The sequence below is a fragment of the Bradyrhizobium sp. Kon37 genome, from assembly GCF_055807535.1.
Map to the genome: position 1 here is coordinate 19,301 of NZ_JBVVOY010000032.1, position 12,269 is coordinate 31,569.

General features: G+C 60.6%; 11 protein-coding genes and 2 pseudogenes. 7 read left to right on the forward strand and 6 right to left on the reverse strand.

What is annotated here, in order from left to right:
- Positions 1-306 precede the first annotated feature (306 nt).
- The 3 genes from AC0L3J_RS33600 to AC0L3J_RS33610 all read left to right on the forward strand — a co-directional run bounded on the left by AC0L3J_RS33600 (position 307) and on the right by AC0L3J_RS33610 (position 1,271).
- Positions 307-486 carry a hypothetical protein gene (locus AC0L3J_RS33600; protein WP_438744287.1) on the forward strand — a complete coding sequence of 60 codons (180 nt, stop codon included), beginning with the start codon at positions 307-309 and terminating at the stop codon, positions 484-486.
- A 139-nt stretch (positions 487-625) separates the two neighbouring features.
- Entirely contained in the window at positions 626-826 is a 201-nt protein-coding gene (locus AC0L3J_RS33605; RefSeq protein WP_231189009.1) for a hypothetical protein, read from the forward strand.
- Between the two features lie 16 nt (positions 827-842).
- Entirely contained in the window at positions 843-1,271 is a 429-nt protein-coding gene (locus AC0L3J_RS33610; protein WP_473349922.1) for a hypothetical protein, read from the forward strand.
- Between the two features lie 226 nt (positions 1,272-1,497).
- On the opposite strand, the pseudogene AC0L3J_RS33615 reads toward AC0L3J_RS33610, so the two are convergent.
- The 4 genes and pseudogenes from AC0L3J_RS33615 to AC0L3J_RS33630 all read right to left on the reverse strand — a co-directional run.
- Positions 1,498-1,891, reverse strand: a pseudogene (locus AC0L3J_RS33615) (TRAP transporter substrate-binding protein); the annotation flags it as partial.
- A gap of 151 nt (positions 1,892-2,042) precedes the next feature.
- Positions 2,043-3,089: a transketolase family protein gene (locus tag AC0L3J_RS33620; protein WP_473349923.1), complete on the reverse strand. Its 1,047-nt coding sequence runs from the start codon at positions 3,087-3,089 to the stop codon at positions 2,043-2,045.
- Entirely contained in the window at positions 3,086-3,937 is an 852-nt protein-coding gene (locus tag AC0L3J_RS33625; protein ID WP_473349924.1) for a transketolase, read from the reverse strand. The genes AC0L3J_RS33620 and AC0L3J_RS33625 overlap by 4 nt, the downstream gene beginning before the upstream one ends.
- Before the next feature lie 24 nt (positions 3,938-3,961).
- Complete coding sequence (locus tag AC0L3J_RS33630; protein ID WP_473349925.1) at positions 3,962-4,711, reverse strand: SDR family NAD(P)-dependent oxidoreductase; 750 nt, start codon at positions 4,709-4,711, stop codon at positions 3,962-3,964.
- Between the two features lie 110 nt (positions 4,712-4,821).
- Between AC0L3J_RS33630 and AC0L3J_RS33635 the strand changes: the two genes are divergently transcribed.
- Positions 4,822-5,718 carry a LysR substrate-binding domain-containing protein gene (locus tag AC0L3J_RS33635; protein ID WP_473349926.1) on the forward strand — a complete coding sequence of 299 codons (897 nt, stop codon included), beginning with the start codon at positions 4,822-4,824 and terminating at the stop codon, positions 5,716-5,718.
- 809 nt (positions 5,719-6,527) lie between these two features.
- Positions 6,528-8,060 (forward strand): MocR-like pyridoxine biosynthesis transcription factor PdxR, encoded by a 1,533-nt coding sequence (gene pdxR, locus AC0L3J_RS33640; RefSeq protein ID WP_231189028.1) that lies wholly within the window; start codon positions 6,528-6,530, stop codon positions 8,058-8,060.
- Positions 8,061-8,341: 281 nt separating this feature from the next.
- Here pdxR and AC0L3J_RS33645 read toward each other — a convergent pair whose 3' ends face one another.
- A complete protein-coding gene (locus AC0L3J_RS33645) occupies positions 8,342-8,986 on the reverse strand; it encodes an FMN-binding negative transcriptional regulator (RefSeq protein WP_007600163.1) in 645 nt (214 codons plus the stop codon).
- Between the two features lie 62 nt (positions 8,987-9,048).
- Positions 9,049-9,267 carry a rubredoxin gene (locus AC0L3J_RS33650; protein WP_007600162.1) on the reverse strand — a complete coding sequence of 73 codons (219 nt, stop codon included), beginning with the start codon at positions 9,265-9,267 and terminating at the stop codon, positions 9,049-9,051.
- 493 nt (positions 9,268-9,760) lie between these two features.
- On the opposite strand from AC0L3J_RS33650, the gene AC0L3J_RS33655 reads away from it, so the two are divergent.
- On the forward strand, positions 9,761-10,240 hold the full coding sequence (locus tag AC0L3J_RS33655) for a LysE family translocator (RefSeq protein WP_473349927.1): 480 nt from the start codon (positions 9,761-9,763) through the stop codon (positions 10,238-10,240).
- A gap of 689 nt (positions 10,241-10,929) precedes the next feature.
- Positions 10,930-12,120 (forward strand): annotated as a pseudogene (locus AC0L3J_RS33660) (diaminopropionate ammonia-lyase).
- Positions 12,121-12,269: the final 149 nt, after the last annotated feature.

Genomic DNA, 12,269 nt, shown 5'->3' on the forward strand with positions numbered 1-12,269 from the left:
TGCTATCGGGCGGTACACTGCCTCGACGTCCGCAATCAGTCGCTCGACTCTGCAAGCCAATTTCGGCAAGGCCGGCGCGTAATACTACCGGATATCGAGGGGCATCGATCACCGCGAGGTCCGCGCGAACCGGATCCGGAAGTCGGTTGGTGCGGAGAATACGTCCTCAACCGATCTTTAGCGCTTTCGACGCAATGGCCACCGAGTTGGGCCCGCTGATCGAGAAGGTCTGGCGGCACTGGGAGGACAAGGACCGCGCGGGCCCGGAAAGTCACGCTGAAGGCTCAAGTCAACGATTTTGACATCATCACGCGCAGCAGGTCCATGCCGATCGCGAAGTCGAACCACAGCGAGCTCGAACACTTCTCGATCGCGCTGCTTCAAAACGAGATGCCTGCTCCAAAGCCGGTTCGGCTTCTCGGAGTATCGTTGTCCTCGCCCCACGGTGAGGGGCAGGTGAGCCGCAACTCGGCCTGGCCGATTTGAGAGGCGCAGTTTCGAGCAGGATTTCAGGAGGGGCGCAGGCGCAGGTCGTGTGCAGTGCGGCAGAGTTCATTAGTTCACATTCATGAATCCCAAAATGGAAAGACTTGCGGTAGGATCGGGCTTTCCAAGGGGCGCACCCATGTTTGAACAAGCTACAACCGCTCTATTGCGAGCGGTACTTGACGAGGTCTGCGAAAAGCTAGCCCGCGACGAGACGGGCGCTCGCACCCATGTGGCCTGCAAGATCCTCGGAACCGCAAAGACCGGCGAAACGACACCGGACGAGCTGCGGCAGATTGGCCGGAAAGCCCTGACACAAGCGCCGAGGATGTGGCGTTGATCAGGCGAGGTGCGCAGTGAATTTCCAGGTCACGGTCTTGAAGATCCTGGTGAGTTATCCGGATGGATTCGCCGTGATGGCGGACCTCAAGCGCGACATGTCCATCCTGGCGACCAGCGGCCCGGAATGGGCCGAGCGCACCAAGCGGATGGCAACGCGCGTACCCGAGCTCGACATTTTTTCGGACGGCCTCGTCGAGCGTCAAAACGGCGGCTGGAGGATTACTGTGAAGGGACGAGCCGTGCTCGAATCCATGGAGGCGCGCCGGACCGAACACGAGCCGGTCGAGAAGGTGCCGGTCGAAACGGCCGGGCCACCAGTGCCATCCTTGCCGCTGCCGGCAGAGCGAGCGAAGCGCCGACGCGAACGGCGCCAGCGTCGCCGCGAAGCCCGCGAACGCATGCATATTAAGTGGGCAGGGCGCGGCGGCAGCCCAACTCATTGACCAAAAAGTAGATAGCTCCTGTCGATGCCGCGCCGACCCCGCGTCTCATGGGTCCAGCCGACAGCTCGGCGATAGCTGCCGATCGCCGCGGTCCGCTTGAGTGTCTTGACGACGACGGGCTGGTTCTCATCCGCGAAAAGGGAGACCCAAAGCGCATCCTCGGGACAATAAAGCTCGCAAAAGGAAGCATGTCGTCGTGACGGGCAATGACCGGAATTCCTTAGGTGCCGAGTTTGCCGTCCATCGCCTTCCACACGCTGTCGTAATCGGCGAATGCGAAGACGGTGCATGCCCGCGCTCGGCACCAGGGTGGCAAGAATCGAGGACGGTTGGTTGAAGAACTCACGCTGCTGCGTACCTGGTCAGGAGTTCGGTGTCGGAGCCGAGCTGATTGGCCGGAAACAGCCTGATCTCCAGCCCGCGCTCGTCGCTTCGCGGATCGGTCGATCGCCTCTTGGGCCCGGATATTCACGGGGTGGGTCGGATCCTGCCCGGTCGCAAACTTGTAAACCGAACTCGGCTGCGGAAGCCGGACGAGTAAGAATCCCGCAGAGAGGTACGGCCGTGGCTGCCATCAATAGCGTACGGCGGCTCATCCTTCCGGGCTTCGAGACAATCATGTTTCCTCCTGATCCTGCATTGACGTTGGTGCCGACAGCATCAGCCTGCGCTGGCGTGCAGCTTTCGCGTCTCTTGGTTCACCGCTCTCGACCGCCGGCATGTAGGCAAGAGTCATCGCTCGCCGCCGCAACATGCGACGGGTGTAGCTCCTCACAAGGACTTGGCTGGATTGGCGCTTAGCGCCGGTGCAAGCCACTGCTTGATCTGCCTTGCGACCTCTGCGGTAGAAATCCCGTAGCGGTCGTGCAGTGTCGGAAGTGCGCCAGCGTCAAGAAATTCGTCCGGCAATGCGATCTGGCGGAAACGCGGATGAACGCCTGAACGCGTTAGAACCGCGGCAATTGCCTCGCCAAGGCCGCCAATCGACGTGTGGTTCTCGGCAACGACGACAAGACGGCCCGATTTGCCGGATTCACGCAAGATCGTCTCAGTGTCGAGCGGCTTGATGGTTGGAACATGCAGCACCGCAGTGTCGATGCTGTCGCCCTTCAAGGTTTGCGCCGCCTCGAGCGCACGCATGGTCATGATGCCGGATGAGATGACCAGGGCGTCCTTCCCGTCACGAATCAGCTTGGCCCTGCCGAGCTCGAATTTGTAATCATATTCGTCCAGCACGAGCGGCACCTGGCCGCGCAGCAGGCGGGTGTAGACAGGCCCGTGATGGGCCGCGATGGCGGGCACCAGCTGCTCGATTTCGTGAGCATCGCAGGGATCGATGACCGTCATATTCGGCATCGCGCGAAACAGGGCGACATCTTCTGCGGCCTGATGGCTCGGGCCATAGCCCGAGGTCAGCCCCGGCAGCGCGCAGACGATCTTCACGTTGCGATCTTCCTCCGCGATCGTCTGGTGTATGAAGTCGTAAGCCCGTCGCGATGCGAACACGGCGTAAGTGGTCGCGAACGGCATGAAGCCTTCGGCGGCAAGGCCCGACGCAGCGCCGAACAGACGCTGCTCGGCCATGCCCATCTGATAATAACGGTCCGGAAATTCCTTCGCGAAGATGTGTAGATCGGTGTATTTGCCCAGATCGGCCGTCATGCCGACAACCTCAGGGCGGCTGCGGGCGAGCTCGACGAGCGCATGTCCAAAGGGCGCCGGTTTCGTCTTCTGTCTTTCAGAAGCGATCGATGCGATCATGGCGGAGGTGGTCAGGCGCGGCTTGCGCGGCTGCGGTGCTGATCTGATGGTCCTCATGCCTGCCTCCCAGGTTCCAGCGCGGCAAGCGCGAGCTGCCATTCGTGCTGCTCGACGCGGATGAAATGATTCTTCTCGCGCTGCTCCAGGAAAGGAACGCCCTTCCCCATCAGAGTGTCGGCGACGATCATCCTCGGCTTGGGCTCGGGATGGGACTTGGCGGCGTCGAACGCGGTAAGTACGGCATCGAGATCGTTGCCGTCGATCCGCTGCACGAACCAGCCGAAGGCCTGAAGCTTGTCGACCAGCGGCTCGAAGGCCATAACCTGCGTGGAAGGACCATCCGCCTGCTGATTGTTGACGTCGACGATGCCGATCAGATTGTCGAGCTTGTAGTGGCCTGCCGACTGGATCGCTTCCCAGACGGAGCCTTCGTCGAGTTCGCCATCGGAAAACAACGTGTATACCTGTGCCTCGGATCTCTTGCGCTTGAGTCCTAGGCTCATGCCGACGGCAATGCTCAGCCCAAGTCCGAGCGATCCGCCCGACATTTCCATTCCGGGCGTGTAGGAGGCCATGCCCGACATCGGCAGGCGGCTCTCGTCGCTGCCATAGGTTTCGAGTTCTTCCTCCGGGACAATTCCCGCCTCGATCAAAGCTGCGTAGAGTGCGATGGCATAATGTCCGTTGGAGAGCAGAAAGCGGTCCCGGCCCTCCCAGGACGGGTCTTCAGGCCGGTAACGCATGGCGTGGAAATAGGCCACGGCGAGAACATCGGAGATGTCGAGCGCCTGCGCGATATAACCCTGCCCCTGGACTTCGCCCATGCGCAGCGCATTGCGGCGGATGTTGTAGGCGCGGTCCGCTAGCTTGGGCGCGTTGATAAGCGCATTGGTGGGCGTTTCCATCGATCTGGACCTTATCTCGCTGGCTCAGTGGATAAGCATGCCGCCGTTGACGTCGATCACGGCACCCGTGACGTAGGCAGATAGGTCCGAGGCCAGGAAGGTGTAGATACCGGCGACATCTTCTGCCGTGCCGAGGCGATTGAGCGGAATGCCTTCCAGAATTTTCGCTCTCATTTCATCATTCAGCTTGCCTGCCGTAATATCCGTGCCGATCAGGCCGGGCGTAACGCAGTTGACGCGAATCCCGTCAGGGCCGAACTCCCGCGCCATCGCCTTGGCGAGGCCAAGGACCCCTGCTTTCGCAGCCGAGTAGTGTGGCCCGCCAAAAATTCCACCACCGCGCTGGGCCGAGACGGACGACATGCACGCGATCGACCCGGACTTCCGTGCGCGCATATGCGGGATCACCGCCTGGGACAGAAACAGGATACCCTTGAGATTGACGTCCTGAATTCGATCCCAATCGGCCGGTGAAATGTCCAGGAACTTGACGGGCTGGGTGATCCCGGCATTGTTGATCAGGATATCGATGCCTGCGAAGGTTTCGATCACACGGGTGACTGCCTGTTCGCAGAGCGATTTGTCGGCGACGTTGCACGCCAGTCCAATGTGGGACTTTCCAAGCGATGCCGCAGCTTCCGCCGCGGCGCCCGCGTCGACATCCAGAATGGCCACCCGAGCGGCCTCGGCGGCGAACCGCCGGGCGGTTGCGAGCCCGATGCCCCGCGGCGAGGCCGCGCCCGAAATGATTGCCGTCTTACCGCTGAGCAGCATCAATTCCTCCCGCAAATTGTTCTTCCTTGCTGGATTTAGGAATGACCTGCGGAGGCCGGCCCTACAAACGCGCAGTTGTCACGGATCGATGAATCTGGTTCACTTATCGAATGCTCTCGAAGATCCCGATATCCTCAATTCGTGCCTTTGAAGCCGCAGCCCGGACCGGATCGTTTCGCGATGCGGCGAATGAGCTTCACCTGACGCCGAGCGCCGTCAGTCACGCGATTCGCAAGCTGGAGGCCACGCTTCGGACCGTTCTGTTCGAGCGCAGCGCGCGATCTGTGCGGCTCACGCCAGCCGGCGAAAATCTGATGCGTCACACCGGGGCGGCGTTCGATCAGCTCCGCCGCGGGCTTGAAGAAGTCGCCGCCCGCCGCCCACAACTGGTGCGCGTCCATTCCGCCCCAAGTTTTGCTGCGCAATGGCTGGCGCCACGGCTTGCGCAGTTTCTCGCTGCTTACCCGAAGCTCGAGGTTCGACTGGCCGCAAGCACGGATTATGCGCGCTTCAGCAACGATGATTTCGATATCGACATCGTCTACGGTCCGCCGCGCGCGGAAGGCGTCGAGATTGTTCCACTACCAGAGGAGACGGTCACGCCGCTCTGCTCTCCCTCGCTCGCAAAATCGATAAGGAAGGCCGCTGATCTCCTCGATCAGACGCTCATCCGCTCAGACGTGAAGCAGGTGCAGTGGCATCAATGGTTCGCTGCCAACGGATTGGAAGCCCCCGCGCTCCACGGCATGAGGTTCGATCGGAGCTTTCTTGCAATTGCGACCGCTGCGGAGGGATTGGGAGTGGCGTTGGAATCAACCCTCCTGGCCCAGCTTGAACTGGCCAATGGGCGATTGGTTGCCCCATTGGCGGGACGTGCGACCGATATCAGTTACGTCGGTCACCGTCTCATCTATCCGCGCGCCAGCCGACAAAGATCGGCCGTACGAGCGTTTGCAGACTGGCTGCTGGCTCAGCTCGACGGTGAAGACGCCCGCTCCTCGCAATGAACTGCAGGTCTGGCTGGAGCTTGGTTCAGGGCAAACCTCTGCTTGGCGCCGAACAGCAACCCTCGCCGCGGGGGCGTCCGCGCCTGCGGAGAACCTCAGATCATGCATTCTTCATTGGTCTGGTAGGGAGCTATCGCTGATGCTCGCCGATCCATCTGTACAAGGCGATCATCGATGTAGCGCCTGAGCGCCGCAGCCGCCTTCAACATATAGACACGCATTGAGATCACTTCCCGCACGTCACGGCTCGCGCGCGCCCGCAAACCCTTGCAAGAGGCGCTCGCCGCCAGCAGGCGCGAGGCCGATCGAAAGCCAGCGGATTCTGATCGCAGGAGGCGACGGCGAGCGCATCTTCTCCGCAAGCGATGCAACAGTGAAGCTCACTTTGCAGCTCGCGCGCCTCATCGAGCGGTCGGGACCCCGGAGGCCCTGGCAGAGCTGAGGGCCAGCAGGGTGCTTGGACCTCGATCCGGGACATGCGCTCGCCGAATTGATGCAGGCTTTCCTTCCGGACGTCCGCTGCTACGCGGCCGATGGATTTCACACTCTCGACGGGCTTCGAAACTGGATAGCCTCTCAACAACGAAGATGCTCAGCCCGTCGATTCAACGAGGCGATCTTCCACGGCCTCGGGCCGAGCTACCTACGTCGTGGGGAAATGGTCGTTGACCCGCAAGGCCATCGCTGCTCGGCGGGTTGGATGTCGAAACCGAGCGGTAGAGCGGTTTGTGACGATTTCTTTCAATGACTCACAGAGTTGGTCTATTCTGGACTTCAAAGTACGAGCGGACAGGTAGACCAGAACGGCAATGGCAAGGCGCCGAAACATCATCGCAATTCCCTCGCTGGGCTCTCTCGACAAGGCCGCAGGCCGGGTCGGACAACAACTTACACAGGCACTTCGCGAGGCGATATCAAACGGGATGTTGAAGCCGGGCGAACGGCTGCCGTCCACCCGCGCCCTCGCGGCATCGCTCCAACTCGCGAGGGGTACGGTCATTGAGGCGTTCGGTCAGCTACATGCGGAAGGCTACCTCGAGGCGCGCGCCAGAGGCGGCACGATCGTCGCCAACGTCAACGGCGGTCGCGAACTCGTCAGCCCACCGCAGGCATTCATTGCGCCGCCGCGGATCGGCCCTGTGTTGCGGGAGAACGTCGCCCGTCTTGCAGAGGTCGCGCAAGCTCTTCGGCCGCAAGGGACGGCGCCATTTGCAATCGCTCATCCGGCAGGCGCGGTCGCCCCGGATGACAAGTGGCGCCGTCTCGGTAATCGCGTCCGAGCGCTGCGCGTGGCTGCCCCGTCGGGATACATCGACCCGAAAGGATTGCCTGATTTGCGGCTCGCGATTACTGACTACGTTCGTAAAGCCCGTGGAGTGAAATGCGAGGCCGGCCAAGTCGTGATCACGGCGGGTACGCAGCAGGGTCTTTTTCTGGCTGCAACCGTTCTTCTTGCGGACGGAGACGCAGTATGGGCGGAAGACCCCGCCTATCCCGGTATTGTCGCGGTTCTCGGAAACTTCAACGTCCAGACCTCTCGCATTCCCGTCGACGCGCAGGGCATCGACGTCCACGAAGGTCTCGTCCGATGCCCGAAGGCTCGGGTTGCGTTCGTTACGCCATCGCATCAATATCCGCTCGGCATGCCGATGAGCATGGGGAGACGCACGGCTCTGCTGTCCTGGGCCCGTCAAAACAATGCCTGGATTGTCGAGGACGATTACGACAGCGAACTTCGCTACGCGGGACATCCATTTCCGTCCCTGCAGGGACTCGATCCTACACGTGTCGTCTATCTCGGGACGATGAGCAAAGTGCTGTTTTCATCCATGCGGATCGGATACGCCATCGTTCCCCTTCCGCTGGTGGATGCGTTCGCGGGCGCCCGTGCTCTTATTGACCGCCATTCTCCGACAGCCGATCAATATATGCTCGCGCAATATATGCGCGAGGGCTATTTCGAAGCTCACATACGGCGCATCCGGGGCGCTTACGCAGAACGGCGCGTGGCCCTGATCTCCGCCATTGAGACGGAGCTGCCGTCCTGGACAGCGCTCCAACCCAGCGACCAAGGTATGCACCTGGTGCTTTGGCTTCCTGCCGGCCTCGACGACGTCAAGCTTGCCGAGCAAGCACACAAGGCCGGGCTGGTTGTGCGACCGATCTCGCCCATGTACCAAAATGCGCCTGCTCGGTTCGGTCTAATGCTCGGCTTCGGCGGCTTTTCCGTCGCGGAATTGCAGGCGGCCGCAGTCCGCCTGAAAGGTGTCCTTGAGGCATCGGTCCGCGCGAACAGAAAGGCCAAACTGTCCAAGCGCCCACGGATGGAAACTGCCAGATAATATCTGGATGGCCGCGCTCAGGTCTCTTTCGCGGCAATCGGCGCTCGCCGCGAACTTGAACATTGGGTTGGGTGCTCCGCAGCGCGCCGGGAAGAACGCGCACTGATCTCCAGTTTTTGAGTCCAACTACAGCTTTCGCCAGCGGCAGACGATCGTAGGGCGAATGAGATTATCCATGCTTGCGCAGGGCCGCCGATGGGTTTGGCCCCGTCATACCCGAGGATCACAAGTAGGTCGTTGCGCCACGATTTCTCCGAGCATGTCGCTCCGTCGGATATGAGTCAGGCCTGCTCCGCTTTGGCCACAGCGGCGGCCAGCATTGCATCGCCGATCACATCCTTGCCCTGGGCCTTGAGCGCGTTCCCTGCACCGAGAATGTCCCGGACCTCTTTATTCTGACTAAGCTTCGACTTGCCAACGAGTCGTGTGATCTCGATCTCGATTCCGACGATCATCTTGAGCATCATATCGATGTAGTCCTTGGGGCTGTCAGTCATCTTCCAAGGATCGGCCTGCTTCGCCTCATGGATGCGCGTCAGCCGCGCGACCATGCCACGAACGTAACGCTCATCGTCGCGGATTGTCACGCGTCCGTACACATGAGCCACCATATAGTTCCAGGACGGGACCTGCTTCTTGAACTCGACCTTGCTCGGATACCAGTTCGGCGCGATGTAGGCATCCCCGGCGCGGAATACGATCAGCACCTCGTTTCCCGTCGCGATATCCTGCCAAATGGGATTTGCGCGAGCCACATGTGAATGAAGCACGCCCTGCTGCCCTTCCTTCGCATGCAACTCGAAAGGCAGGTGATTTGCGTCGAGCCCGCTCTTCCCGTTAGTAAAGAGGATGCCGAGAGGATTTTTGTTGATGAGATCGTGAAGCGCCTCAGGGCGCGACTCGGCGAAATGTGGGGGGACGTACATGCTAGCTCCCTGGCAATTGATGAATGCCGCGCACGTTGCTCGCAGCATCAACGGGATTTCGTTCAGACCTCAGTCATCTGGAATTCACTCTTGTCTGCGCCGCAATCGGGGCAGATCCACTCGTCGGGGACGTCTTCCCAGCGAGTGCCCGGCGGAATGCCCTCGTCCGGCCATCCCTCCCGCTCGCTGTAAACAACCCCGCAGAGCGCGCACATCCAGGTCTTGTAAACCGGTGCGCCGATCGCTGTGTCAGAGTGCAGGTGAGCGCTTTCATTGCTCATCTCGGTGGCCTATGCTGTGGAGCATTCATGACACCGATGTAGGCTAGAACTGGTTCCTTCCATAGAGCCAGTCTGCGGCATTCTTGCTGTACCAGATTGACGTCCTCTGGTTCTGGTCAAGGCCGTCAACCCGGCAGTAGGAATATCTCTCAGAGAAGACGTGCATTCCTTCTTCGAGCAGCCGAAACTGGTCATCCGACTGTTGGACAACCATGACCGCGAAGCCTTGGGTCGCTCAGTCACGCGCCGCCGCTTTCGTCGGCGCAAAGGCCTGCGAGGCGTCGGCTGTGCATTCCGTCTTCCGACAAGAGCGCAAATGAGCCAGAACCGTCCAGCGGCCGGCCGGCGGCGTTACAAATGGCTTTGTAGCGAGCCAAACGGCCGCTGCAGTCCTGAGCTTTCTGCAATTGCACTCGGGCGTGAAACGGGTCTAGCCATCATGCAAGAAGATTGGCGCCGCTAACGCCAGTTGAAACGATAATCGGGTTGAGCGATGTTCAACTCGCATACGTTATTTTTGTTCCTGGTGGTGGCATTGTTTGTGGTGGTCACGCCGGGCCAGGGTCTCTTCTATATTGTGGCCCGCACGCTTGCTGGCGGCAGAAGTGAAGGGCTCGCATCGAGCGTTGGCCTGGGTACCGGAGGGCTTGTCCACGTTTTCGGCGGCACCGTCGGTCTGTCTGCCCGTGTTGTCGCAAGCGCAGAAGCGTTCACCTTCCTAAAGATCGCCAGAGGCCTATATCTCATCTGGCTCGGGATTAAGGCGTGGCGCGAGACAAGCGTCGATCCGATAGAATTGCAGACGACAGATGCGCATTCTGCTTTTCGCCAGGGCATCGTCATAGAGGCGCTCAACCCCAAGACAGCCGCATGCTTTCTCGTGTTCATCCCGCAACTCGTCGACCCATCTGGGAGTGTCAGCATGCAGTTCATCGTCCTGGGCTCATTTCGCTCGCACTCAACACGAGCGTAGACCTGATTGTGACCTATTGGGGACAGAAGACGAGGGATGGCTTTGCAAAAAAGGCCCTCATTCTTCGTTCAGGCGCGACAGGCATCAGGCGCCATCATCTGCGGGCTGGGGCCAACGCTACTCTTCGCACGGCGCACGAGTTCACGCTGCCGAATTTCCGCGCTCGAATAGCGCGCAGAGTCTCCATTCGGCTACGAAGGACGCCTTGCCATCGGAGGTCCTTGCTTCACCGTGCAACGGGATCACGACCAGCGTCGATGCTGGTTCGACTTCGGCCGCGCTTTGGCCGTCCGGGCCGGCAGAACATGAAGGCACGCATCAACCGGCTGGGAGCAAGGCCCGCCACTGCAATCCAACGCGCTTGCCTCTGCTGCCTTTTGCTCTCGTGCTGCTGGATCTGGGTACGTGATGAGGACCGAGTTCGTGTCCACGGCCTAGAAATCGTCATCCTTCCTGGTGCTCAAAACGAGGAGTGCAGCCGGGAACGGGTGAGCGATGGCCGCAACGCCCTCCTGCCGGATCTTCAAACATCAGCATCACCCGCCCGAGCCTGAGCACCGTCGGGGTCGTCATCGAGAGCGGCCTCCCATTTCTTGCGGATTAGCGAGAAGGCGTGACATCGCTGGGATTGCCGCTAGTGTTTCGGCAAGCGCATCGCCGCGATGCTTAGATCGGCGCCAACTCGAACCATGTTGCTTCCTAACCATCGCACTGACCACCGGGCGCCTTTGGATAGTGCGGATGCCAACATGCTGAGTCGCGAAGCTGCGTGCGAGGTGGAACGGTTTCTTGATATCGCAATGGCCACAAGGAAACAGCGCTGATTTCCTTGCCGGGCCTCGCCCACGAGATTGGCGTGGGGTCGGTCCAAGTCAACGACGAGGGTCACCGGCTCGGGCTTGGCAGTTTCAAGGCTTTGGGCGGCTCCTATGCCGTCATCCGGCTCGTCTTAGAAGTAGCAACTCCGCGCCTCGGCAGGGCTGTTGACATCTCGGAGCTTCACGCACCTGAGGTGAAGGCCGTAGCACGGGGGATGACGGTATCCTGCGCCAACGGACGGCAATCATGGCAGGTCCGTAGCGCACGGCGCTCAGCTCGTGGGGGCGAACTGCGCTATATTCATTCACTCGGGCGTCAGCGATCAGCGTAGCGCAGCAATCGTCCCACATGGCGCGCAGATGATCCGCGTCAGCGGCAACTACGATGACTCCGTTGACGAAGCATCCCGAGTTGCCGCAGAGAACGGCTGAATCACGGTGTCTGACAGGTCCTGGCCGGGCTATCCCTGGTCTGGTAATGCAGGGATCTCCGCGCTCCTGACCGAAGCACTACGACAGTTGCCCGAACCTCCGACCCACGTCCTCGTCCAGTCAGGAGTCGGTGGACTTGCCGCAGCGGTCTTGGACATTTTTCGGTGTCGTTAGGTGATAGTCGCCCGTCCTTCACGGTTGTCGATCCATCGCGCGCAGCGTGCCTGTTTGAAAGCGCTCGAACCGGGCATTGCGTCAAGGTAGCTCATGGGCAGCCGACGGTGATGGCGATGCTAGAGTGCTACGAACCTTCGCTCGTCGCTTGGCGCATCCTTTCGCGCGCAGCCGACGCTTTTATGATTGTCGATGACGAGGAGGCCGTCGGGATTATGAACCGTTTGGCCAATCCCCGGGACGGTGATCCGGCTATCGTTGCAGGCGAAAGTGGCGGGGTTGGTTGGCAGGGTTGCTGAAAGTTGCGGCCGATTCGACCTCGCGCGCTTGACTGGTCTTGAACCTGACGCACGGGTCTTCCTCATCAATACCGAGGGCGCGACGGATCCTGGCGCTTACGAACAGCTCGTGGGTCAGTCTCTGTCGCAAGTGGTCAGGAGAAGCTTGGAGGCCTAGACGCTCATGATCCGCGGCCCGTTCGGTGAACTCGTGACGGGGACGAAAGCCCAAGAGAAGGCCAAGAACGAAGGCATCCAGCGATTGATCCTACGATTGAAATCCGCCGCAGATTTCTGCTTCCAACGAGGCCCGTACGCACGTTTTCG

Coding starts and splice junctions, on each gene's coding strand:
- AC0L3J_RS33605 (WP_231189009.1), top strand. CDS start 626: ATGTTTGAACAAGCTACAACCGCTCTATTGCGAGCGGTACTTGACGAG.
- AC0L3J_RS33620 (WP_473349923.1), bottom strand. CDS start 3,089: ATGAGGACCATCAGATCAGCACCGCAGCCGCGCAAGCCGCGCCTGACC.
- AC0L3J_RS33625 (WP_473349924.1), bottom strand. CDS start 3,937: ATGGAAACGCCCACCAATGCGCTTATCAACGCGCCCAAGCTAGCGGAC.
- AC0L3J_RS33630 (WP_473349925.1), bottom strand. CDS start 4,711: ATGCTGCTCAGCGGTAAGACGGCAATCATTTCGGGCGCGGCCTCGCCG.
- AC0L3J_RS33635 (WP_473349926.1), top strand. CDS start 4,822: ATGCTCTCGAAGATCCCGATATCCTCAATTCGTGCCTTTGAAGCCGCA.
- pdxR (WP_231189028.1), top strand. CDS start 6,528: ATGGCAAGGCGCCGAAACATCATCGCAATTCCCTCGCTGGGCTCTCTC.
- AC0L3J_RS33645 (WP_007600163.1), bottom strand. CDS start 8,986: ATGTACGTCCCCCCACATTTCGCCGAGTCGCGCCCTGAGGCGCTTCAC.
- AC0L3J_RS33650 (WP_007600162.1), bottom strand. CDS start 9,267: ATGAGCAATGAAAGCGCTCACCTGCACTCTGACACAGCGATCGGCGCA.
- AC0L3J_RS33655 (WP_473349927.1), top strand. CDS start 9,761: ATGTTCAACTCGCATACGTTATTTTTGTTCCTGGTGGTGGCATTGTTT.